The sequence below is a fragment of the Paeniglutamicibacter antarcticus genome, from assembly GCF_039544305.1.
Taxonomy (GTDB): Bacteria; Actinomycetota; Actinomycetes; order Actinomycetales; family Micrococcaceae; genus Paeniglutamicibacter; species Paeniglutamicibacter antarcticus_C.
The window spans coordinates 35,294-58,491 of sequence record NZ_BAABLK010000013.1 but is presented as its reverse complement, the minus strand read 5'-3'; the positions used below and the strand labels follow the sequence as shown (position 1 = coordinate 58,491).

Annotated in this window: 16 protein-coding genes and 1 tRNA gene; 14 read left to right on the top strand and 3 right to left on the bottom strand. The window is 64.7% G+C overall.

All coding sequences use genetic code 11. The annotated features are described in order from the left end of the window. Positions 1-45 precede the first annotated feature (45 nt). From gltB to pyk, 3 genes are all read left to right on the top strand, one after another. Positions 46-4,650 carry a glutamate synthase large subunit gene (gltB, locus tag ABEA12_RS03695; RefSeq protein ID WP_210101074.1) on the top strand — a complete coding sequence of 1,535 codons (4,605 nt, stop codon included), beginning with the start codon at positions 46-48 and terminating at the stop codon, positions 4,648-4,650. Continuing rightward, positions 4,643-6,100: a glutamate synthase subunit beta gene (locus tag ABEA12_RS03690; protein WP_210101073.1), complete on the top strand. Its 1,458-nt coding sequence runs from the start codon at positions 4,643-4,645 to the stop codon at positions 6,098-6,100. Before gltB ends, ABEA12_RS03690 begins: the two co-directional genes overlap by 8 nt. Positions 6,101-6,165: 65 nt before the next feature. Next, a complete protein-coding gene (pyk, locus tag ABEA12_RS03685; RefSeq protein ID WP_210101072.1) occupies positions 6,166-7,683 on the top strand; it encodes a pyruvate kinase in 1,518 nt (505 codons plus the stop codon). Between the two features lie 217 nt (positions 7,684-7,900). Here pyk and ABEA12_RS03680 read toward each other — a convergent pair. Further along, positions 7,901-7,981: transfer RNA gene (locus ABEA12_RS03680), tRNA-Leu, on the bottom strand. Between the two features lie 159 nt (positions 7,982-8,140). Between ABEA12_RS03680 and ABEA12_RS03675 the strand changes: the two genes are divergently transcribed. Beyond that, positions 8,141-8,761, top strand: coding sequence for an ANTAR domain-containing response regulator (locus ABEA12_RS03675; protein ID WP_210101071.1), 621 nt, complete (start codon positions 8,141-8,143; stop codon positions 8,759-8,761). 167 nt (positions 8,762-8,928) lie between these two features. Further along, a complete protein-coding gene (locus ABEA12_RS03670) occupies positions 8,929-9,849 on the top strand; it encodes an aldose 1-epimerase family protein (protein ID WP_345466460.1) in 921 nt (306 codons plus the stop codon). Positions 9,850-9,897: 48 nt separating this feature from the next. Here ABEA12_RS03670 and ABEA12_RS03665 read toward each other — a convergent pair whose 3' ends face one another. Further along, a complete protein-coding gene (locus ABEA12_RS03665; RefSeq protein WP_210101069.1) occupies positions 9,898-10,518 on the bottom strand; it encodes an L-threonylcarbamoyladenylate synthase in 621 nt (206 codons plus the stop codon). A gap of 118 nt (positions 10,519-10,636) precedes the next feature. On the opposite strand from ABEA12_RS03665, the gene ABEA12_RS03660 reads away from it, so the two are divergent. From ABEA12_RS03660 to ABEA12_RS03640, 5 genes are all read left to right on the top strand, one after another. Beyond that, positions 10,637-12,001, top strand: a complete 1,365-nt coding sequence (locus ABEA12_RS03660; RefSeq protein WP_210101068.1) for an MFS transporter — start codon at positions 10,637-10,639, stop codon at positions 11,999-12,001. A gap of 10 nt (positions 12,002-12,011) precedes the next feature. Continuing rightward, a complete protein-coding gene (locus tag ABEA12_RS03655) occupies positions 12,012-13,505 on the top strand; it encodes a pyridoxal phosphate-dependent decarboxylase family protein (protein ID WP_210101067.1) in 1,494 nt (497 codons plus the stop codon). A gap of 212 nt (positions 13,506-13,717) precedes the next feature. Then, positions 13,718-14,923 (top strand): inorganic phosphate transporter, encoded by a 1,206-nt coding sequence (locus ABEA12_RS03650; protein WP_210101066.1) that lies wholly within the window; start codon positions 13,718-13,720, stop codon positions 14,921-14,923. After that, positions 14,923-15,162 carry a hypothetical protein gene (locus ABEA12_RS03645; protein ID WP_210101065.1) on the top strand — a complete coding sequence of 80 codons (240 nt, stop codon included), beginning with the start codon at positions 14,923-14,925 and terminating at the stop codon, positions 15,160-15,162. Before ABEA12_RS03650 ends, ABEA12_RS03645 begins: the two co-directional genes overlap by 1 nt. Before the next feature lie 131 nt (positions 15,163-15,293). Continuing rightward, positions 15,294-15,857: a dihydrofolate reductase family protein gene (locus tag ABEA12_RS03640; RefSeq protein ID WP_210101064.1), complete on the top strand. Its 564-nt coding sequence runs from the start codon at positions 15,294-15,296 to the stop codon at positions 15,855-15,857. A 563-nt stretch (positions 15,858-16,420) separates the two neighbouring features. On the opposite strand, the gene ABEA12_RS03635 is transcribed toward ABEA12_RS03640, so the two are convergent. Next, positions 16,421-16,939, bottom strand: coding sequence for a hotdog fold thioesterase (locus ABEA12_RS03635; protein WP_345466453.1), 519 nt, complete (start codon positions 16,937-16,939; stop codon positions 16,421-16,423). Positions 16,940-17,024: 85 nt separating this feature from the next. Here ABEA12_RS03635 and polA point away from each other — a divergent pair, with 85 nt between their 5' ends. Genes polA through ABEA12_RS03615 form a run of 4 tightly spaced genes read left to right on the top strand, consistent with a single transcriptional unit; the run spans position 17,025 to position 23,196 of the window. After that, positions 17,025-19,655 (top strand): DNA polymerase I, encoded by a 2,631-nt coding sequence (gene polA, locus ABEA12_RS03630; protein ID WP_345466481.1) that lies wholly within the window; start codon positions 17,025-17,027, stop codon positions 19,653-19,655. After that, on the top strand, positions 19,655-20,950 hold the full coding sequence (locus ABEA12_RS03625; protein WP_210101061.1) for a GNAT family N-acetyltransferase: 1,296 nt from the start codon (positions 19,655-19,657) through the stop codon (positions 20,948-20,950). The genes polA and ABEA12_RS03625 overlap by 1 nt, the downstream gene beginning before the upstream one ends. Before the next feature lie 28 nt (positions 20,951-20,978). Beyond that, positions 20,979-22,274, top strand: a complete 1,296-nt coding sequence (locus ABEA12_RS03620) for a GNAT family N-acetyltransferase (protein ID WP_210101060.1) — start codon at positions 20,979-20,981, stop codon at positions 22,272-22,274. A 4-nt stretch (positions 22,275-22,278) separates the two neighbouring features. Beyond that, positions 22,279-23,196 (top strand): polysaccharide deacetylase family protein, encoded by a 918-nt coding sequence (locus ABEA12_RS03615; protein WP_210101059.1) that lies wholly within the window; start codon positions 22,279-22,281, stop codon positions 23,194-23,196. Positions 23,197-23,198: the final 2 nt, after the last annotated feature.

Below are 23,198 nucleotides of genomic sequence, written 5' to 3'. Positions count from 1 at the left end.
CAACCCGGCGCCGCGGCCCCGCACACCTTTGAAAGGCGCACCCCCATGAGCACGACCGGAGTCCAACTCAATGCCTCACCGGCCCAAGGCGAGGAAGTCTCCTCGCCTTTCACCAGGTTTGCCAACATCCCGAACGCCCGGGGACTCTATGACCCGGCAAACGAAAAAGACGCGTGTGGCCTGGCGCTTATCGCCACCCTGACACAGGTTCCCAGCCACGGAATCGTGGAACATGCACTTGAGGCACTGCGCCGCCTTGAACACCGCGGCGCCGTAGGCGCCGATGCCGGTACCGGTGACGGGGCCGGCATCCTGACCCAGATCCCCGACGCCTTCCTGCGCGCAGTCTGTGGCTTCGAACTTCCGGAACCCGGGAACTACGCCGCCGGTACGGCTTTCCTGCCCAGGGATCCTGCCCAGCGCGCTGCATCGATCACCGCGCTGGAGGAACTTGCCCAAGAAGAAGGCCTGGTGGTTTTTGGCTGGCGCGACGTGCCGGTGGACACCTCCGCAATCGGTGCCACGGCATTGGGCTGCATGCCGCACTTCTCCCAAATCTTCCTGGGTACCGGTGGCCACAACCTCGCTGACATCGATTCGCGCGCGTTCCGGATCCGCAAGCGCGCACAAAACAAGTTCGGCGTGTACTTTTCCTCGCTTTCCAGCGTCACCATGGTCTACAAGGGCATGCTGTCCACCGAGCAGCTCACGGCCTTCTACCCGGACCTTCTCGACGCCCGCTATGCCTCGCGCTTCGGGATCGTGCATTCGCGTTTCTCCACCAACACCTTCCCCTCCTGGCCATTGGCCCAACCGTTTCGCACCATCGCCCACAACGGTGAAATCAACACCGTCAAGGGCAACCGAAACTGGATGCGAGCCCGCCAGGCACAGCTTGCCTCCGAGCTTCTGGGCGAAGTCCCCGAGGAACTCTTTCCGATCTGCAGCCCCGGTGCCTCCGATTCCGCGTCCTTCGACGAGGTCGCCGAACTCTTGATGCTCTCGGGGCGCCCGATTGCCCAAGCCATCATGATGATGATCCCCGAGGCGTGGGAAAACCACACCACCATGGATGCGGACCGTCGGGCCTTCTACGAGTACCATTCCATGCTCATGGAGCCTTGGGACGGCCCCGCCGCGGTGTCCTTCACGGACGGTTTGCAGGTCGGGGCGGTACTGGACCGCAACGGACTGCGCCCGGCCCGATACTGGATCACCACCGACGGGCTGGTCGTGCTGGCCAGCGAAGTCGGCGTCATCGACCTGTCTCCCGAGCAGATCGCTGCCAAGGGAAGGGTCGCCCCGGGAAAGATGTTCCTGGTTGACACCGCGGCAGGGCGCATCATCTCCGACGAGGAGATCAAGGCGCAGATCGCGGCCTCCGCGCCGTGGGCCCAATGGGTCAACGCGAACAAGATCCGACTGACGGAGATGCCCGACCTCGAGCACGTCAAGCACAACTCGGCCTCCGTCGCGCTGCGCCAGCGCACCTTCGGCTACACCACCGAGGAGCTTCGCATCCTGCTGGCACCCATGGCAGCGAAAGGCGCCGAACCCCTCGGGGCCATGGGCACCGACACCCCCGTCGCCGTGCTCTCCGAACGTTCCCGACTGCTCTTTGACTACTTCACGCAGTCTTTCGCCCAGGTGACCAACCCGCCGCTGGATTCCATCCGCGAGGAACTCGTCACCTCGTTGGGAACCAGCATCGGACCTGACGGGAACCTGCTGGCCACCGGAAAGGTCGATGCCGTGCAGGTATCCCTGGACTACCCGGTGATCACCAGCGACGAGATGGCGAAGATCGCCAACATCCGTGACGACTCCGGTTCCAAGGTCGCGCTGAAGGTCCGCGGACTCTACCGTCCTGAGGGCGGGGAAGCCGAGCTGCGTGCGCGCATCCAGGAAATCTGCGAGAAGGTCTCGGCAGCCATCAACCGAGGCGTCAAGTTCATCGTGCTCTCGGATCGGGACTCCAACGCCCAGTGGGCGCCGATCCCGTCGCTGCTGCTCACCTCCGCGGTGCACCACCATCTGCTCAAGAGCGCCAACCGCACCAAGACCTCCCTGGTCATCGAGGCCGGGGACGTGCGCGAGGTACACCACGTCGCGGTGCTTATCGGCTACGGTGCCTCCGCGGTCAATCCCTACCTTGCCCTGGAAACGGTCGAGGAAATGGCCCGCCAGGGGGAGTTGGGCAACGTCACCCCGGGGCAGGCGCAAAGGAACCTGATCACCGCGCTGGGCAAGGGACTGCTGAAGATCATGTCCAAGATGGGCATTTCCACCGTGGCCTCCTATTGCGGCGCGCAAACCTTCGAGGCCCTGGGCCTCTCCCAGCGCGTGGTCGAGGAGTACTTCACTGGCACCTCCTCGCAGCTCGGCGGGGTCGGCCTGGACGTCATCGCCACCGAAACCGCGATGCGACATCAAGGCGCGTATCCCGAAGACCTTAATCCGGATCCGCACCGGGCGCTGGAGACCGGGGGCGAATACCAGTGGCGCCGCGAGGGGGAGCCGCACCTGTTCAATCCGGAAACGATTTTTCGCTTGCAGCATGCCACCCGTGAGCGTCGCTATGACATCTTCAAGGCGTACACCAAGGGGGTCGATGACCAGGCCAAAAACCTGATGACGCTGCGCGGGCTGCTGGAGATCAAATCCGGGGTACGTGCGCCCATCGACATCGGGTCCGTGGAACCGGTATCGAGCATCGTCAAGCGTTTCGCCACCGGGGCCATGAGCTACGGTTCGATCTCCGCCGAAGCCCACGAGACCCTGGCCCGTGCGATGAACAGGCTCGGCGGGAAGTCCAACACCGGTGAAGGCGGCGAGGACGTGGAACGGTTGCTGGATCCAGAGCGTTGTTCGGCGGTGAAGCAGATCGCCTCGGGCCGTTTCGGGGTCACCAGCTTGTATCTCACCCACGCCACCGACCTGCAGATCAAGATGGCCCAGGGCGCCAAACCCGGCGAGGGCGGGCAGCTGATGGCGAACAAGGTCTACCCGTGGATAGCCCGCACGCGCCACTCAACGCCAGGGGTCGGGCTGATCTCCCCGCCCCCGCACCACGACATCTACTCCATCGAGGACCTGGCCCAGCTGATCCACGACGCCAAGTGTTCCAACCCCGCCGCCCGCGTTCACGTAAAACTGGTCTCTGAGGTCGGGATCGGCACCGTTGCGGCAGGGGTCACCAAGGCCAAGGCCGACGTGGTCCTGGTATCCGGACATGACGGGGGCACCGGCGCCTCGCCGTTGAACTCGCTGAAGCATGCCGGGGTTCCGTGGGAACTGGGCTTGGCCGAGACCCAGCAAACATTGATGCTCAACGGTTTGCGTGAGCGCGTCACCTTGCAGGTCGACGGGCAGCTGAAGACCGGGCGCGACGTAGTCATAGCAGCGCTGCTGGGCGCGGAGGAATTCGGTTTCGCCACCGCTCCATTGGTGGTCGCCGGCTGCATCATGATGCGGGTCTGCCACCTGGACACCTGTCCGGTGGGCGTGGCCACGCAAAATCCCGAGCTGCGGGCGCGGTTCACCGGCCAGGTGGACCACGTGGTGAACTTCTTCGAGTTCCTGGCCCAGGAAGTCCGCGAGATCCTCGCGTCATTGGGCTTTGCCACGCTGCAGGAAGCCATCGGAGCCGCCGAGCTGCTTGACGCCGGCGCCGCGGTGGGGCATTGGAAAACCCACGGGCTGCACCTTGAAAAGATCTTCGAGACCGCCTCGGGTGCCCCCGGGGCGCCACGGGTTCGCACCAGCACCCAGGACCACAACCTGGGTGCGCACTTCGACAACCAGCTCATTGCCGCAGCAGCGCCGGCCTTGGAACGCCGCCAGAAGGTGCGCCTTGATGTGCCCATCAAGAACACCGACCGCTCGGTGGGCACCATGCTCGGGCACCATGTCACGGCGGCCTTCGGCATCGAGGAACTTGCCCCCGGCACCATCGAGGTCACCCTGCGCGGGCACGCCGGGCAATCCCTGGGCGCTTTCCTGCCAGCCGGCATCACGCTGGGACTGGTGGGCGATGCCAACGACTACGTCGGCAAGGGGCTCTCCGGGGGAAGGATCTGGGTTCGGGCCGATTCGCGCAGCTCCTTCAATCCGTCCGATGCCGTCATTGCGGGAAACGTCATCGGCTACGGTGCCACGAGCGGGGAACTGTTCATCGCCGGGCTCGTCGGAGAACGCTTTGTCGTGAGAAATTCCGGTGCCACCGCGGTTGTCGAGGGCATCGGAGACCACGGCTGCGAATACATGACCGGAGGGACCGCGCTGGTCCTTGGCCCAACGGGCCGCAACTTCGCCGCCGGCATGTCCGGGGGAGTGGCCTACGTGCTTGACCTCGATGCGCGCGTGCTGAACCCGTTGGCCGTGGCCAACGACGACTTGCTGCTCAGCGGCCTGGACGACACCGACTGCGCCCTCATCCGGGAGCTGCTCGCAGAACACGTCAAACTCACCGGATCGGCACTGGGAGCAAGCCTGCTGGACGACTGGCCGATTGCCGCTGCACGCATCACCAAGGTACTGCCGCGGGACTATGCCGCGGTGTCCGCTGCACGGGCCACCGCCGCCCATGAAGGATTCGACCCCGATTCAGCATCAGTCTGGAACACGATCTTGGAGGTGACCCGTGGCTGATCCACGTGGATTCCTGGTGGTGCGCGAGCGCGTGACCGCACCCAAGCGCCCGGTATCGGTGCGCATCATGGACTACAAGGAAGTGACCGAGCGCCAGAATGCCACCGTGCTTTCGTCGCAGGCCGGACGCTGCATGGACTGTGGCGTCGCGTTTTGCCACAACGGCTGTCCGCTGGGAAACCTCATCCCGGAATGGAACTCGCTGGTCACCGAGGACCGGATGGAGGAAGCAGCCGAGCGGTTGCATGCAACAAACAATTTCCCGGAGTTCACCGGACGGTTGTGCCCGGCGCCCTGCGAGTCCTCCTGCGTGCTGGGAATCAGCCAGCCTGCCGTAACAATCAAGCAAATTGAGGTGGAAATCGCCGACACCTTGATTGCCGCCGGCGGACTCGAGCCAGTGTTGGCGGTTCGCCACACCGATAAGCGCATCGCCGTCATCGGATCGGGCCCCGCAGGCTTGGCCGCGGCACAGCAACTGACCCGTGCCGGGCACACCGTGGCGGTGTATGAACGCGAGAAGAAGATCGGAGGACTGCTACGCTACGGGATCCCTGATTTCAAAATGGGCAAGGACGTACTTGAGACCCGGCTGGCGCAAATGGAAGCCGAGGGGACCGTGTTCCGCCCCGGTGTCACAGTGGGCACGGACATCGGGTTCGAGGCGCTGAGCAGGCTCCATGACGCGGTGATCGTGGCCACCGGTGCAACTGTTCCGCGTGATCTCCAGGTCCCGGGCCGAGAGCTGGAGGGGATCCACTTCGCCATGGACTACCTGGTGGATTCCAACCAAGTGGTTGCCGGGGAGCGTGAGAGCCAGCGGATCAATGCCGCCGGCAAGCACGTGTTGATCCTCGGCGGCGGCGACACCGGGGCCGACTGCCTGGGCACTGCAATCCGCCAGGGAGCGGCCAGCATCACCACGCTGGCCATCGGATACCAGCCTCCTCTGCAGCGCCCGTCGCACCAGCCGTGGCCCATGGCACCAACGCTTTTTGAGGTCCAATCGGCCCATGAAGAGGGCGGGGATCGCTCTTATTTGGCCGCCACGGTCAACTTCACAGGTGAACATCGCAGCGTGATGGGTGTTACGGTTGCAATGACCGAAGTTATTGACGGTCAACGCCTTCCGAAGCCAGGCACCGAGCGGGTCATACCCGCCGACCTCGTCTTTTTGGCACTTGGGTTCACCGGACCCGAGACCTCTGGTCTCCTGGAACAGGCCAACACCGAGTTTAATGACCGGGGCAGCGTCGCCCGCGATGGTTACTACATGACCAACACACCCGGGGTGTTTGTGGCTGGCGACGCCGGACGCGGACAATCCCTGATCGTGTGGGCCATAGCCGAGGGACGATCCTGTGCCGCGGCCGTGGACAAATACCTGATGGGCGAAACCCGCCTTCCGGCCCCCGTTGCACCGACGGATCGGGCCATCAGCATGTTGTGAGACGGACGCACCACCCATTGGGTGTGTCCCGACCTGAAAAATGGAAAGTCAGAAAGGCTAACTGTATGAGACGCGCAAAAATCGTGGCCACCTGGGGCCCTGCGATCGGTACCTACGACAAGACATTGGCAGTGCTCAAGGCCGGCGTTGATGTCGCCCGCTTGAACATGAGCCACGGCGACCATTCGATGCACGCCGAGAACCTCGGCAACGTGCGTGCCGCGGCCCTGGAACTCGGACGCCCCGTGGGCATCTTCGCGGACCTCCAGGGACCGAAGATCCGCCTGGGTCGTTTCATCGACGATGCGAAGCACATGCTCAAGGTCGGAGACACCTTCACCATCGTGATCGCCGACGAGCTCGGCGACGCGACCTTCTGCTCCACCACGTTCAAGGGCCTTCCCCAGGACGTCAACGTCGGAGACGTCCTGTTGATCAACGACGGCAAGGTAGCCCTGCGCGCCACCGCGGTCGATGACGAGAAAGTCGTCACCGAGGTCGTCGTCGGCGGGGAAGTGTCCAACAACAAGGGCATCAACCTCCCCGGCGTCGCGGTCAACGTTCCCGCATTGAGCGAAAAAGACGAAGACGACCTGCGCTGGGCCATCCGCGCCGGCGTCGACATGGTTGCCCTGTCCTTCGTGCGAAACGCCTCGGACATCGAGCGCGTGCACGAAATCATGGACGAGGAGGGACGCCGCCTTCCGGTGATCGCCAAGATCGAGAAGCCGCAGGCCGTTGACCACCTCGAGGAAATCATCGACGCCTTTGACTCCATCATGGTTGCCCGTGGCGACCTCGGTGTGGAACTTCCTCTCGAAGAGGTCCCGACGGTACAGAAGCGCGCCATCGACCTGGCACGCCGATGGGCCAAGCCGGTCATCGTTGCCACCCAGGTACTGGAATCGATGATCGAAGCTCCGACCCCGACGCGCGCCGAGGCCTCTGACTGCGCCAACGCCGTGCTTGACGGTGCCGACGCAGTCATGCTGTCGGGCGAGACCTCGGTGGGTGAATATCCCATCGAGACCGTTGAGACGATGGCACGGATCATCTCCACGACGGAGAAGCACGGACTGGACCGTATCCCGCGCTTGGGCTCCAAGCCCAAGACCCGTGGCGGTGCGATCACCCGCGCGGCAGTGGAAATCGCCGACCAGCTCGATGCCAAGTTCATCGTGGCCTTCACCCAGTCCGGCGACTCGGCACGACGCCTCTCCCGCTTGCGCCCGAAGCGTCCGGTGCTGGGCTTCACCCCGCTGCCGCAGACCTACAACATCATGACGTTGATGTGGGGAGTGCAGCCACGCCTGGTGGAGTACGCGGACCACACCGACAAGATGACCGCACAGGTCGACCACGCATTGCTGGCCGAAGGCCTTGCGGAGATCAACGACATTGTCTGCATTGCCGCCGGTTCCCCTCCAGGCCAAGCCGGGTCCACCAACTCGCTGCGCATCCACAAGGTCGGCGACCTTGCAGATGCCGGCCAGCTGGTTGACGGCAAGCCGATGCCGGCCCGTGAAAAGGTTGGCCCGTGGGGTTCTGACAAGACCCGCGAGACCGGAGCGCACACCATCTAGTTCCTGGATGTGATGCGAAGGCCGGATTTCCATCGTGGTTCCCTTGGGAGATCATGCAGGGAGTCCGGCCTTTGCGTTGCCCGGCGCATCCAGGGGGCGGCTAAGGCACGGCGACTTGCCTTTGACCTCTTCACCGCCGCACCGATTTCCACCAGTGCGCGGGATGCAAAGAAAAAGACCCCGATCCCCTGTGTAACAGCGGATCGGGGTCCTTCTGTGCCCGAGGTGGGACTCGAACCCACACACCTTTCGATACTGCATTTTGAGTGCAGCGCGTCTACCATTCCGCCACTCGGGCGGGCACATCGCAAAGCAGCAAGAAGTCAAACCAATCGAGAACTGGTTTGCGCAGAAATCCTCGCGTCCTTGCGGTTTACAACTGTACATGCAGATAGGCTTAAGCGTGAAACCGAGTCTTGATGATACCCCCGGTCACCCCGGGAATGAAGGAGCACCCATGAGCGATCTGCCCGAAGTGACACGAATCGATCCCGAACCGAATACCGGGGCGCCTCGACGTGTCATCGTTGCCGAGGACGAAACCCTGATCCGCCTCGATATCGTCGAGATCCTTCGCGGAGAGGGCTACGACGTGGTTGCGGAAGCCGACAATGGTGAAAAGGCCGTCGAACTTGCTCGCGAGCACAAGCCAGACTTGGTGCTCATGGACGTGAAGATGCCGGTCATGGACGGGATCACCGCTGCGGAAACCATCGTCAAGGAACGCATTGCACCTGTGGTCCTGCTGACGGCGTTCAGCCAGAAGGAACTGGTCGAACGCGCCCGCGAAGCCGGAGCGATGGCCTACGTCGTGAAGCCCTTCACTCCGGCGGATCTGGTCCCGGCGATCGAGATCGCGATTTCCCGTCACGAGGAACTCCGGGCCTTGGAAAGGGAAGTCGGCGACCTGACCGAGCAGTTCGCCACCCGCAAGCTCGTTGAGCGGGCCAAGAGCCTGCTGACGACCAAGATGGGCCTGACCGAGCCCGAGGCCTTCCGCTGGATCCAGAAGACCTCAATGGACCGCCGCCTGTCCATGCGCGAAGTCGCCGAGACGGTCATAGACCAGGTGAAGTAGCCGCCCGGCAAGGACGGACCACCACGGCGCTGCCGGAACCGGCGCGTTTTCCGGGTAGGCAACGGTGCCCCATCGCCCCGAGAGCCCTCGGTATGCCGGCTCGAAACTTCGTGGCACAAAGCGCTCCCTTCGACGAAAGGCCCGCAGTGGAGAACCAGGAATCACCGATGGGTGAGCAATTCGAACTCACCGCAAGCTTTGGGGACGCCACGCAGCATGCGGTGGTGACCCAGGTGGGTGCCGCACTGCGCCGCCTGGTCATCGACGGGGTGGAGCTGGTGCAGGACTACCCGCCGGAAATCGCCGCGCCTTCTTGTGCCGGCGTGGTCCTGATGCCGTGGCCCAACCGGGTTGCCGGCGGGGTCTGGGAACACGATGGCGCCAAGGAGCAATTGGCGCTCACCGAACCTGCGCGCGGCAACGCCATCCACGGGCTGTTGCGCCACAGCAGCTATTCGCAGGTTTCACGGACCGAAGGCAGCGTGATTCTGGCTGCGGATATCTCCCCGGCACCGGGGTATCCCTTCGAGTTGGCAACCACGGTGCACTACGAATTGCTGTCGAACGGTGTCCAAGTGACCCACATGCTCCGAAACCGCGGGGACAACTCTGCGCCGGTCGCCGTGGGAGCCCACCCCTACCTGCGGGTGGGGGACACCGAAGTCAGCGAACTGGTCTTGGTCATCAACGCCCAACGGCACATGGAGCTTGATGGCTCGATGATCCCCACCGGGGAACTGTCCGATGTCGCCGGGACCGATCTCGACTACCGGGGCGGCAGGATGCTGGGTGATGTCGCCTTGGATGACGGCTGGACCGAAATTGACCGCGATCCGGACGGGGGATCAAGGCACTACCTCCGTGCGCCGGATGGCAGCGGGGTGGAATTGCACATGGACCGGAACTACGGTTTCATCCAGGCCTACACCACACCGGCGTTCCCCGGCCCCGGGGGCCCGGTGCACGCCGTGGCCATCGAACCCATGACCGCGGCGGCCAACGCCTTCAACAACGGGTTGGGGCTGCACTGGCTAGCACCCGGGGAGAGCTGGGAAACCTCATGGGGGATCAGCCGCAGGAGGGCATAGAGCCTCGGGGCCAAGCCCGCTGGCCCCGGCACCGAGCCCCGACAGATGTTATTCGAAACGCGAGGGATCCCCGCGGCCAACCCTGGTGATTTCTGCCTCGCCGCTGGAATAGTCGATCACCGTGGTCGGCTCGGTGCCGCACTCCCCGGAATCGATGACGCCCTCGATCACGTTGTCCAGGGCCTCCTTGATTTCCCAGCCCTGGGTCATCGGGTCCTCCTCGCCGGGAAGCAACAAGGTGCTTGAGAGAATCGGCTCGCCGAGCTCCTCAAGCAGCGCGCGGACCACCGCGTTCTCGGGGATGCGCACGCCGATCGTCTTTTTCTTGGCCTGCATCAGGCGCCGTGGCACTTCCTTGGTCGCCGGCAGTATGAAGGTATAGCTGCCGGGGGTGACCGCCTTGATGTTGCGAAAGACCTTGTTGTTGACTTCCACGTACTGTCCCAGTTGCGCAAAGTCCTTGCACACGAGGGTGAAGTGGTGCTTGTCCCCGACCTGGCGGATGGTACGGATCCGGTCCAGGGCCTCGCGGTTGCCGATTTGCGCACCCAAGGCATAGCAGGAATCCGTGGGGAAGGCGATGAGCCCGCCGTTGCGTAGCATCTCCACTGCCTGGGCGATCGCGCGCGGCTGTGGGTTTTCCGGGTGAACGTCAAAGAATCTGGCCATTCAACGAGCTTACGGCTCCGCGCCGGTTCTTGCACCCGGTTGCGGATAAAACCCCGTCATCGGCCGTGGAACATGTCTGTTCTGGTCGGGGCCGGTTCTCCTGCGTAGACTCCAAGCCATGGCGACTTTGGGGCACCTCCCGCTTCCACGCAGGGTGATCGGGACCTATGCGTTGGGGTCCATGGGCACCGGTGGTTTCTCCACGCTGCCTGGCTTGGTGCTGATCTATTACATGACCGACACCCTGGGCATCGCCGTGCTCTGGGCGGGAGGGCTGCTGGGCGTATCCAAGATCTGGGATGTGCTCATCGACCCGGTGATCGGTTTCCGCAGCGACCGCGACCTGGCCGCCACCGGGTCCCGCCGCCGCTTCATGGTGGCCGGTGGCGCACTGCTTCCGCTGTTCTTCATCCTTACCTTCGCCGTGCCGGTCAACCTCGGGCCGATTGCCGCCGGACTCTGGGTGCTGGTGGCCTTCACCGCCACGGCCACCGCGTTTAGCCTCTTCCAGGTCCCCTACATGGCGCTGCCGGCCGAGCTGAGCGACGACTATGACCAACGCACCCGGTTGCTGTCCCCGCGCGTGCTGGTCCTTTCCCTGGCGATCCTGGTCTTCGGGGCCGGGGGGCCGGCCCTGCGCAGCCTGGGCGGGCAAAACGAGTGGCTGGGCTACTTCCTGATGGCCCTCGTTGCAGGAACCGTCATCGGTGCCAGCCTGCTGGCCAGTGCCCACGTGGCTCCCATGGGTGAAACCCGGGCACAGGCCATGGCGCCGCTGCGCCAGGGTTATCTCCGTGGACTGGCGGTGCTGCGGCGCAGCCAGCCGTTTCGCGCACTGCTGCTGGCCTTCGGGCTCCAGGGGCTGGCCACCGGGGCGATGCTTGCCGGAGCGCAGTACGTCGCCACCTGGGTGCTGCACGACGAAGCAGCGGTCACCTTCCTGTTTGTCGCCCTGATCGGGCCGGCATTGCTCTTTGCCCCGCTCTGGAGGGTTGTCGCCAAGAGGGTCGGCAAGGAACGCGGATTCGTCCTGGCCAGCGTCCTATACGGGGTGGGCGCCCTGGCCCTGCTGTGGATGCTCATCGAGCCAGGGCCCTGGGTGTATTTGCCCGTGGCGCTGGCAGGGGCGGGGTATGCGGGAATGCAGTCGCTGCCCATGTCCATGCTTCCCGATGTCATCACCAACGATGCACTGGTGCACGGCGAGGGAAATGCCGGGATCTTCGGCGGGGTGTGGACCGCGGGGGAAACCACGGGGATGGCCTTCGGCGCCACGATCCTCACCGTGGTGCTGGCCGCCAGCGGCTACGTCGAATCGGTTGCCGGGCAGAGCGTCACCCAGCAGGCCCCCGCCATCACCGGGATCATCCTTGCTTTCAGCGTGCTCCCCGCAGCGGTCATCGCCCTGAGCCTGCTGGCGTTCCGAGGCTACCCATTGCGCGAATCGAATTTTACCAAGCCCCACGGACTTCAAGCACCCTAGGAAAGGCGACATGCAACAAAACACGCAAGCAATCTTGGAGCGGCTCAAGGCACTGCGTGCCGGCGACGCACCCACGCACGGCGGACACGTCATGTCCTACGTATACGACTCCGGGCTTGCCGAACTCGACGCACTGGCCGCAGCAGCGATGGAGCTTGTGCAACCGGTCAACGGGCTGGACCCGACGATGTTCACCTCCGTGGCGCACATGGAACGAGAGGTCGTCACGTTCGCCAAGGACCTGCTCGGCGGGGATTCCACCGTGGTGGGGACCGCGACGAGCGGTGGAACCGAGAGCTGCCTGTTGGCCGTGAAGACGGCCCGGGCCAATTACAGCGGCCCGGGCAAACCCAGGATCCTCGCCCCGGCCAGCGTCCACGCGGCGTTCCACAAGGCCGCCGAATACCTCGGACTGGAGCTGGAGCTGGTCCCGGTGGATGGGGACGGCCAGGTCGACCCGCAGGCCGTGATTTCCCGCATGGGACAATCCACGGCCCTGGTGGTCCTCTCGGCACCGTCCTACCCGCACGGGGCACTGGACCCGATCATGGCCATTGCCGCCGCAGCGCAATCGCGCGGCATCGACTGCCACGTCGATGCTTGCTTCGGCGGCTGGATACTCCCGTTCTGGGAGGGATTGGCACCCTGGGACCTCTCGGTGCCGGGGGTCACCAGCCTCGCTGCGGACATCCACAAATACGGGTATTCACCCAAGGGCATCTCCGTGCTCCTGACCAAGGGCAAGCAACGGCAGCACGGCCAGTTCTTCGCGACCACCAACTGGCCGGGATATCCGGTGGTGAACCCGACGCTGCTGGGCTCGAAATCGGCGGCACCGCTGGCAGCGGCGTGGGCCATCATCAAGTACCTGGGCAGGGACGGATACGCGGCGCTCGCCGAATCCTGCAAGCGCTCCACCAAGGTGCTGATCGCCCATGTCAACGGCATCGAGGGCCTGGCCGTGGTGGGCGAACCTGCCGGCCCCCTGCTGGCAGTGCGCCGCGAGGCAGCCGCCGGGACGGAAAACGGCGTCGACCCGCACTTGTGGGCCGATGCGATGGCTGCGGCCGGCTGGCACGTGCAACTGCAGCCGGGCTACGGGCAACCCGACGGAAGCTGGCTGGTACGCACGACCCATCTGACCATCACCCCGGTCACGGAATCCGTGCTGCCCCAACTGTGTGCCGCGATGAGCGGTTGCGCCCAAAAAGTCCGTGGCATCGAGGGCATGGACGCGCAGGCGGTGCTCGCGGCACTGGGGCTCGGCGCGGACCCTGCGGTCCAGGAGGGACCAAGCGGGGTGCTCGAGGCCATGGGCGTTTCCGCCGGCGGGGAGAGTGCGCTGCCCCGGGACATGGCGCCCTTGCTCGCCCTGGTCGAGGCACTGCCGCGCGAGGTCTCTGCGCGGTTGCTGATCGACCTGCTGGCAGGCATCGTGGCGCCAGAAAACCAGATCCCCCCGACCCCGCCGGGCAGCGTGGCCGGGGGCGTCCCGGGGGAGTGAGGTCGCTCACGTTGGCACCACCGACGGGCCCATCCATGCGCGGCGCAGCTATGCCCGGGCAACGGCCGGGAATTGACTAGCGGGAAGCAACCCATATGATGAATTTGCGACTTAGGTGAACAGACCCCCACCATTGGGCAAACAATGCGGGAAAAATCGGAGTCACCCAACGCGAATCGGCCCTCGCCCGTAACCCCACGATTGGTTTATACATGGATCTGACGCTCATCGTCGTCCTGGTCATAGCACTTGCCCTGTTCTTTGATTTCACCAATGGCTTCCACGACACCGCCAATGCGATGGCCACTCCCATCGCCACCGGTGCCATCAAGCCGAAGACCGCGGTCGCACTGGCCGCAGTCCTGAACCTTGTTGGTGCATTCCTTTCGACAGAAGTAGCCAAGACCATTTCCGGCGGCATCATCAAGGAGGGCGGGGACACCGGCGTGCAAATCATGCCGGCCATGATCTTTGCCGGCCTGATGGGCGCCGTCGTCTGGAACATGCTCACCTGGCTGCTCGGACTTCCCTCCAGCTCCTCGCATGCGCTCTTCGGCGGGCTCATCGGCGCAGCAATCGTGGGTGCCGGGTTCGGCGCCATCGATTATTCCGTTCTGCTCTCCAAGGTGCTGCTTCCGGCCCTTGTCGCACCGGTCATTGCGGGTACATCCGCGTATCTGTGCACCAAGCTCGCCTACTCGGTGACCAAGCGCCAGTCCGGCCTCGCTTCCCCGAAACGCGGTGGATTCCGCTACGGACAGATCTTCTCCTCATCGCTCGTGGCACTGGCCCACGGCACCAATGACGCGCAGAAGACCATGGGTGTCATCACCCTGACGTTGGTTGCCTCCGGTCTGCAGGACGCCGGCACGGGACCGCACTTCTGGGTCATCGCAGCTTGTGCACTGGCCATCGCCTTGGGCACCTACATGGGCGGCTGGCGCATCATCCGGACCATGGGGTCGGGCCTGACCGAGGTCAAGCCCGCGCAGGGCTTCGCCGCCGAGACCTCCACCGCCGCCGCCATCCTGGTCTCCTCGCACCTGGGGTTCGCACTGTCCACCACGCAGGTTGCCTCCGGATCCGTGATCGGTTCCGGACTGGGCCGCAAGGGAGCGGAGGTGCGTTGGGGCACCGCCGGTCGCATTGCCCTGGGCTGGCTATTCACGCTGCCCGCCGCCGGACTCATCGGCGCAGCCGCAGCGGCATTGGCGCACTTCGGCAACGGCGGACTGGTCATCGTCAGCATTCTGGGGATCGGTGCACTGCTGGTGATTTGGGTGCTATCGCGCCGTGACCTCGTGGGCCAAGGCAACGCGATCAGCGACGTCGATGTCTCCGGTGCCGCCGTGAATATCCCCACCAAGAAACAGCGCCGGAAAATGGCACGCGCCAAGGCGAAGCAGGAGACCAAGTAATGAGCATTGAATGGGATTCATTCCTCATCGTCGCCGTTGTCACCTGGGTTTCCGCGCTGTTCATTGTTGCCGCCTACTCCATGGGCGTGCGCATGCTCGCGGTGGGCGAGGACGCCAAGAATTCGGCCATGCCCGCGAAGCTTGCCGCCTACGGCTGTTTCGCCTTGTGCGGAGTGGTGGTGCTCTTCGGCATCATCTTGATCATTCCCTCGCTCAGTCTCAAGATCCTGGGTTCCTAGGCACCGCGCCAACCGGCGGCCCTCGAGAGGGTCGCCGGTAATACCTGCACTGAGAAGCGTTTTCACCAACGGAACCGCGTGTCCGATGCCGATGCTGTTGCCCGGTAGCGATGCGTGGATAGGATGGTGGGATGACGCAATTCAGGTATTTCGTGGCGGCCTCGGCCGATGGGTACATCGCCGATGAGAACGATCGGCTCGACTGGCTCACCGACTTCGAGGGCTTTGCCGGGCAGGCCGAAAGCCATGAGTCTTTCAGGGCGGAGATCGGTGCCATCGTCATGGGCGCGAACACCTACTCGTGGCTGCTGAATGAACTTCGCGGCCAATGGCCATACGAGGGGCTTCCCGTATGGGTCTTCACGCACCGCGAACTGGCGGCATACCCCGGGGCGGACCTGACATTCGTGCGCGGGGACGTGACCGAGTGGGCGCCGGACGTTGCACGCAGCGCCGACGGCAAGGACGTCTGGGTGATCGGTGGCGGCTCGGTAGCCGGACAGTTCGTCGACGAGGGACTGCTCGATGAAATACTTCTCTACACCATGCCCGTGCTGCTCGGTGGCGGTCGGTCGCTCTTCGCCATGCGGGGACGCGCCACGCTGACACCGACCCTTGGCCGTGACTATCCCGGGGGAATACGCGAAACCCGCTACACGGTGGCCAAGGCCCCCGGCCAGCAACGCGAATACTAGCAACCGCAACCAATGTGGCTGGCTTCGATCGAAGCGAGCCACCTTCGTGTTTGGGCGGGTCGCGAAAAACGCTTGACCTGCCCGGGACCCGGTGCCAGTTCAAAGGTGCGCTTCCGGCGCCGCCGGGAAGCGAAGCCCTTCAGGTGCCAGCGCAGGATCGAGTCCGGACCCAGCAATGAGTTCCACGTCTCGCGATTCCCGCTGCCCACCGGATCGCGGAACACCATGCATTGCAGGGACCGGCGAAGCAGCCGGTGCAGCAAGATCCAGCGCGGATAGTCAAGACAGAAGACAAGCTCCGCGCGGGAAACGACCTCGTCCAGGAATGGTCCGTAGGCCGAGTCAAGGACCCCATCGGTGAGCGGCGGCGATTCCCCAAGGCCAAGGACTGCTGCTCGGCCGGCCGGCGCATTTCTTCTCCGGGCAGCCAGCCGATATCCTCGCCTATTTAGTGCACGGGCAACCCGAAGGCACTGCAGCGTTTCCCGTCAACGGTCGGCTAGCCGCTGCCGGTGACACCGAGGCAGAGGATTTGCTCCGGCATGCCGGCCAAAGGGGTTTCGCTAGCCTTTGAGCAGCATGTTGGTGATGCGCGAGGTGCACAGGCGTCGCCCCTGCTCGTCGCTGATGACGATTTCGTGGGTGGTCAACGTGCGGCCAAGATGGATCGGCGTGCACACCCCGGTCACCAGCCCGGTGATCCCGGCGCGGTGGTGCGTTGCGGAGATATCCACGCCCACCGGCTTCTTCGCTCCTTGTCCGTGCACCGCTGCGGCAAAGGAACCCAGCGTCTCGGCCAGAGCGACGGAGGCTCCTCCATGCAGGATGCCTGCAACCTGTTGGTTGCCCTCCACGGGCATCGTGGCGACCACCTTCTCGCGGGTGATTTCAGAGAACACGATCCCCAACTTCTCCACCAAGGGGCCCACGCCATAGGCGGAAAGCATTGGCCACATCGACTCGGGAACCCCGTGTGCGGCCAGCTGGCGCGCATGCGGGTTGGGGGAGGCTGCCGCGTTGGAGGCAAAGGTGCCAGATATCTCGGTGGTCAGTGCGTTGTCTTCGATGAAATTGTTGCCCATGCCAACTAGGCTGGCAGGTGTGAGCGAATCAACCAAACTTGTGGCAACCGATCCCCAGCGTCTGCTCGTCATCGACGGGCACTCGATGGCCTTCAGGGCCTTCTATGCCTTGCCGGCGGAAAACTTTTCGACCGACACCGGGCAGTACACCAACGCGGTGCACGGTTTCGTGTCAATGCTGCTGACGATGATCCGGCAACAGAAGCCCACCCACGTGGCGGTGGCCTTTGACCTGGACACCCCGACGTTCCGCTCACTGGAATACACCGAATACAAGGCCGGGAGGAACAAGACCCCCGAGGAGTTCCACGGCCAGATCGCCTTGATCCAGAAGGTCATGGAAGCCATGAACATCCCCTCAATTTCCATGGACGGGTTTGAGGCCGATGACATCATCGCCACGCTTGCGGCCAAGGGCGAGGCAGCCGGGCTTGATGTCCTGGTGGTCTCCGGTGACCGGGACGCCTTCCAGCTGATCACCGAGAAGACCTTGGTGCTTTACCCCAAGAAGGGGATCTCCGACATCCCGCCGATGGACGGGGACGCCGTCGAGGCCAAGTACTTCGTGCGGCCCGAGGAGTACTCCGACCTTGCCGCGCTGGTGGGGGAAACCGCCGACAACCTCCCGGGCGTGCCCGGTGTGGGGCCCAAGACGGCCGCCAAGTGGATCAACCTCTACGGCGGTCTGCCAGGCATCCTGGAGAACATCGATTCCATCAAGGGCAAGGTCGGGGACTCGCTGCGCGAGCACGTCGAGGACGTCAAGCGCAACCGGCACCTGAACCACCTGCTGCGCGATTTGGAACTGCCGGTGGGCTTCGAGGCGATGACCCTGGAGCGCCCGAACCGCGAAGCCGTCGAGGAGCTCTTCGACGCGCTGCAGTTCAACACCCTGCGCAAGCGGCTCTTTGACCTCTTCGGCGACGATCCGCAGGACGCCGCCGAAGAAGTCGCCGTCCCGGAACACGAGCTGCTGAAGGACGCCAAGACCCTGCAGGCATGGTTTACCGCCCATGGCGCCCAACTGCTGGGAGTGCATGCGGCAACGGTCGGGGGCGCTGGTGGCACCGATGTCGTCGGCCTGGCCTTCGCCTCCAATGATGCGACCGCCTACATTTCCTTGGAGGAAACCGACGAGGCCACCGAGCAGGCACTGGCCAAGGTCCTCTCCTCGACCAGCTATGCCAAGGCCGTCCACGACGTCAAGAGCACCTACAAGTTGCTCAAGAACCGTGGTCTGGAACTTGCCGGGATTGTCGATGACACCATGATCACCGCCTACCTGATCCAGCCCGATCGCCGCAGCCACGAACTGCCGGACATCGCCCAGCAGCACCTGCGCATCTCCCTGGATGCCTCCGATGCCCCGGCTAACGGGCAGCTGGCACTGGATTTCGAGGGCCCCGACCTGGCGACCCCGGCGGTCCGTGCGGCGCACGTGGTGCGCGCCCTGAGCCAGCACTTGGCCGGGATGCTTGTCGAGCGCGGCGGCGAAAACCTGCTCAAGGAGCTGGAAATGCCGCTCTCGCTGATCCTGGCTGACATGGAAATGGCCGGCATCGCCGTAGACACCGCCAAGCTCGACGAGCTCTACGACGACTTCACCTCGACCATCACACAGGCTACCGCCGAGGCGTTCGAGGCGATCGGCCACGAGGTCAACCTGTCCTCACCGAAGCAATTGCAGGTGGTGCTCTTCGAGGAGCTCGACCTGCCCAAGACCAAGAAGATCAAGACCGGCTTCACCACGGATGCAGAATCGCTGGCTGACCTGCTGGTGAAGACCGGACACCCGTTCCTGGTTGCGCTGATGGCCTACCGGGATGCCACCAAGTTGCGCCAGACCGTTGAGGGCCTACGCAAGGCGGTTGCCGCAGACGGGCGCATCCACACCACCTACGCCCAGACGGTGGCCGCCACCGGGCGCCTGTCCTCGCTGAACCCCAACCTGCAGAACATCCCGGTGCGTTCGGAGGAAGGCCGGCGCATCCGTGAGGTCTTCGTCGTCGGTGAGGGCTACGAGACGCTGCTGACCGCGGACTACTCGCAGATAGAAATGCGCATCATGGCGCACCTCTCCGAGGACGAGGCCCTGATCCAGGCCTACATGGACGGCGAAGACCTCCACCGCTTCGTCGGCTCGCACGTCTTTGGCGTCGAACCGGAGGACGTCAGCTCCGAGATGCGCTCCAAGGTCAAGGCCATGAGCTACGGGCTGGCCTACGGGCTGAGCTCCTTCGGGCTTTCCAAGCAGCTGAAGATCTCCGTCGACGAGGCCCGGACGTTGATGAAGGACTACTTCTCCCGTTTCGGTGCGGTGCGCGACTACCTGCGCGCCGTCGTCGACCAAGCCCGCAAGGACGGCTACACCGAAACCATCTTCGGGCGCCGCCGCTACCTGCCCGAGCTGACCAGCGACAACCGCCAATTGCGCGACATCGCCGAACGCGCCGCGCTGAACGCCCCGATCCAGGGTTCGGCGGCCGACATCATCAAGCGGGCCATGCTCGGGGTCCAGGAAGGCCTCGCCGAGGCGAAGCTGAAATCCCGCATGCTGCTCCAGGTCCATGACGAATTGGTGCTCGAAGTGGCACCGGGGGAGCTGGAAACCGTGGAAAAGATCGTGCGCGAGCGCATGGGTGCCGCGGCCGAGCTGAAAGTGCCGCTGGATGTCCACGTGGGCATCGGCAAGTCCTGGCAGGACGCCGGGCACTGATGATCGATCCCCAACTACGGATCGGCAAGGTCGCCACTGCCCGCAATGCGGACAGCGGCGCGCCATCAGCGACCTATGCCGCCTGGCTGAACACCGTCAGGGAGGGTTTCTACCAGAAACCGGCCACCGCCGAACAACTCGAGGAACTGCTGGCGGCCCAGCTGGCCGACGCACGTGTGCTCACCGGGGTCTGGGACGACTCGGCACCTGGATCTTTGGTCGACCCGTTGGTGCCGGTGGCAACCTATGCCACCTTCTCCAAGACGCTGAACATCGGGGCGGCGCTGCTTCGGGCCCACCTGGTCACCTCCATCACCGTGCGGCCCACGCACCGCCGGCGAGGCATCCTGCGAGAACTGCTGGGCACCGACCTGGCCCGGGCGAAGGCCGCGGGCAACCCGGTGGCGGTGCTGACCGCCACCGAGGCAACCATCTACGGGCGATTCGGCTTCGGCCAGGTGACCGAGCAGCAGACGTTGCACCTGGATGTGCGCGGGGACGTGCGCTTCCATGCGGCACCCTCCGGGAGGGTGGTGGTGCTGGATGCGGGCAAGCTCGCGGGGATCGCGCCAGGGATCTTCGAGCGCTTCCACCAAAACCAGTTGGGCTCCGTGGGACGCCAAGAAGCCTACTGGCGCTACGCCACCGGGGCTTGGGGACCCGAGGGCCCGGAGCCCGATCCCACGCACCGCGCCGCAGTCCACCTTGATACCGAGGGGCGCATCGACGGATACGTGACCTACGCCTTCACCGGCTGGGATCCCAAGCCGATCACCCTCGAGGTCCGCGACCTGGTCGCCACCACCGCCGTGGCCCGACGGGAACTCTTCCGCTTCCTGGCCCTGCACGACCTTATCGAACGCGTCTCCTATCCGATGGCTGCGGCCGACGATCCGCTTCCCTGGGCGCTTGAGGACCCGGCGCGGGTGAGCTATGCCCAGCGCGGACACTGCTTGTGGGTGCGGGTTCTCGATGTTCCGGCCGCCTTCGCCGCCCGCAACTACAACGGCACCGGTTCCTTCACGTTGCGCGTCGAGGACCCGATTGGCCTGACTGGTGGATGCTACGGATTCGGGCTCGAGGATGGACGTGCCACGGTGTCGGAGCTGCCCGAGGACACCGTAGCCGATGTCTCCTGCAACGTCTCGGCCCTGGGCCCGTTGTTGCTCGGTGCCGTCGGCACCGCGGAGCTGGCCGGTGCCGGGTTGCTGGACCCGGCCTCGGAGCAGGTGCTGGCCACGCTTGCCGCTTTGCTCGATATCCCGGGCTCGCCCCACGCCATCAACGAGTTCTAGGTCCCCACCACCGGAAAGCCTCCTGACCATGAGAGAAAACCCGATGATCCGCCTTGAACGCTTCAAGCCCGAACTCCTCAATGGCACGGTGCCCTCGAAAATCGATGAATTCCTCCGGGCGGTCAGCCGTGGTTTCCATGAATCGGTACTCGATGCCCAAGACCTTGTGCTCCTGGCCAGGCTCGGGATCAACGACAATTCCACCTTCACAGCGATCTACGACGACTCCGCGGTGGTGCCCTCGCTGCATGCCCGGGCACCTGTGGCAACCTACGCAGGGTTCGGTGGGACGCTGAACATCGGCGCCGGCACGCTGGTGCCGGTGCACCAGATCACCTCGGTCACCGTCAGCCCCACCCACCGCCGCCGCGGGCTGCTGCGCCTGATGATCACCCAGGACTTGGCCATCGCGCGCAGATCCGGCTTCGCTTTCGCCGCGTTGACGGCCTCGGAAGCCACCATCTACGGCCGGTTCGGCTTTGGCCGGGCCACGCAGCGTGTCCGTTTCTCGCTCAAGACCGAACCGGCGCCGGCCATGCGAGTTGAAACCGAAGGCCGCATAGTGGCGATAGAACCGTCCGAGCTGAAGTCGCTCGCCCCGGGAATCCACGCCGCCGCCCACCAACGCACGACCGGCTCCATCGCTGTCTCCGAGTTCGAGGTGGGCCAAGCGGCAGGCCATTGGGAAGACTTTGATTCGCTCAAGCCGCCAAGCAACCTACGCGCGGCCCTGCACCTGGATCCGGAGGGCACCCCCGACGGATTCATGAGCTACACGTTTTCCGGATGGAAGGCGTCACCGCCGACCATGGAAATCGGCCAGTTGTGTGCGGCGTCCGGTGCGGCCCGCCGCGAGCTCATCGCCTACCTCGGCACGCACGACCTGATCGAAAAAGTTACCGGCCGCGGACCGCTCGACGATGCCTTCCCCTCCGCGCTTCAGGATGCCAGGGCCTACACCATCGAAGCGATGGGCGACCACCTTTGGCTGCGTATCCTGGATGTCCCAAGCGCACTGGCCGCCCGCGGTTACCGCTGCGACGGCCGCATCCGGCTTTGCGTGCGCGATGAGCTGGGGCTCGCCGAGGGAACCTGGGATCTGGTGGTTGCCCACGGCGTGGGAACCACAAGCCCTGCACCATCGGACGCGGTTCCCGATGCCTCGATTCACGTCCGTGACCTGGCCTCGCTGTACCTTGGAGGATTCAGCGCCGCGCACCTGGCCGAAGCCGGGGTGCTCCGGATCCACGCACCAGACGCGTTGGCGAGAATCGAAGCGATGTTTGCGACCACCGTGATTCCTTACTGCCAGGCGGAGTTCTAGAAACATGTCGACCCTTGAACCCGGACGCCGCAGGATCCTGACAGGCCTGCTCGGAGTGGGCTCCCTGGCCCTCGCCTCGTGTGCTGCGGACCCTCAATCACCAACAACACGCGCGTCGGCCCCGGCTCCCGAGGTAGCTCCCGCCCCCACACCAAGCAGCGCACCGAGCCCCACGGGCACGAGATCCCCGGTGCCCACCCGTGCCCAGGCCATCTCGCGCTACAAGGGCAAGCCGGCGGGGGAGTTCGGGCTGGAGGTCAAGGGCATCGAGCTCGGGGTGCCCGCCAAGGTCCACGGTGCCGCGCTTTCCTTCGATGCCTGCGGGGGAGACGGCGGCGAGGGCTACGACGCCGCACTGATCAAGGCGCTTCGCACGAACGAGGCGCCGGCAACGCTGTTCATCAACCGCCGCTGGGCGAAGGCGAATACGTCCCTGGTGCGTGAACTGGCAGCCGATCCCTTGTTCGAGATCGGCAACCACGGCACCACCCACGCTCCGTTGGCCACCCGCGGCCAGGTGGCCTACGGGATACCTGGTACCGCAAACATCGGCGCGGCCTATGACGAGGTCATTGACAACCAGAAATACCTGGCCGATGAATTCGGGATCCAGGCACGGCTCTTCCGCTCCGGCACCGCGCACATGGACGAACTTGGCGCCGCATTGTGCCGGCACGTGGGGTTGGTCCCGATGAACTTCACCGTGAACCTCGACGCCGGGGCAACGTTCCCAGCGGCCACCGTCACCGCCCAGGCCATGCTGCTCGGCGCCGGTGACGTGGGGATCGGCCACTTCAACCGTCCTGCCTCGGGTACCTCCGCCGGGGTGGCCAGGGCGCTGCCGGGCTTAATGGCAGCCCTCGCGTCCAGGAAGCTGTCGTTGCTCAAGCTCTCCGAGGCCTTCGCTCCGGCGCGAAGTTGACC

Coding starts and splice junctions, on each gene's coding strand:
- ABEA12_RS03665 (WP_210101069.1), bottom strand. CDS start 10,518: ATGGCCAGATTCTTTGACGTTCACCCGGAAAACCCACAGCCGCGCGCG.
- pyk (WP_210101072.1), top strand. CDS start 6,166: ATGAGACGCGCAAAAATCGTGGCCACCTGGGGCCCTGCGATCGGTACC.
- ABEA12_RS03675 (WP_210101071.1), top strand. CDS start 8,141: ATGAGCGATCTGCCCGAAGTGACACGAATCGATCCCGAACCGAATACC.
- ABEA12_RS03655 (WP_210101067.1), top strand. CDS start 12,012: ATGCAACAAAACACGCAAGCAATCTTGGAGCGGCTCAAGGCACTGCGT.
- ABEA12_RS03645 (WP_210101065.1), top strand. CDS start 14,923: ATGAGCATTGAATGGGATTCATTCCTCATCGTCGCCGTTGTCACCTGG.
- ABEA12_RS03660 (WP_210101068.1), top strand. CDS start 10,637: ATGGCGACTTTGGGGCACCTCCCGCTTCCACGCAGGGTGATCGGGACC.
- ABEA12_RS03650 (WP_210101066.1), top strand. CDS start 13,718: ATGGATCTGACGCTCATCGTCGTCCTGGTCATAGCACTTGCCCTGTTC.
- ABEA12_RS03640 (WP_210101064.1), top strand. CDS start 15,294: ATGACGCAATTCAGGTATTTCGTGGCGGCCTCGGCCGATGGGTACATC.
- polA (WP_345466481.1), top strand. CDS start 17,025: ATGGCCTTCAGGGCCTTCTATGCCTTGCCGGCGGAAAACTTTTCGACC.
- gltB (WP_210101074.1), top strand. CDS start 46: ATGAGCACGACCGGAGTCCAACTCAATGCCTCACCGGCCCAAGGCGAG.
- ABEA12_RS03625 (WP_210101061.1), top strand. CDS start 19,655: ATGATCGATCCCCAACTACGGATCGGCAAGGTCGCCACTGCCCGCAAT.
- ABEA12_RS03615 (WP_210101059.1), top strand. CDS start 22,279: ATGTCGACCCTTGAACCCGGACGCCGCAGGATCCTGACAGGCCTGCTC.
- ABEA12_RS03620 (WP_210101060.1), top strand. CDS start 20,979: ATGAGAGAAAACCCGATGATCCGCCTTGAACGCTTCAAGCCCGAACTC.
- ABEA12_RS03670 (WP_345466460.1), top strand. CDS start 8,929: ATGGGTGAGCAATTCGAACTCACCGCAAGCTTTGGGGACGCCACGCAG.
- ABEA12_RS03635 (WP_345466453.1), bottom strand. CDS start 16,939: ATGGGCAACAATTTCATCGAAGACAACGCACTGACCACCGAGATATCT.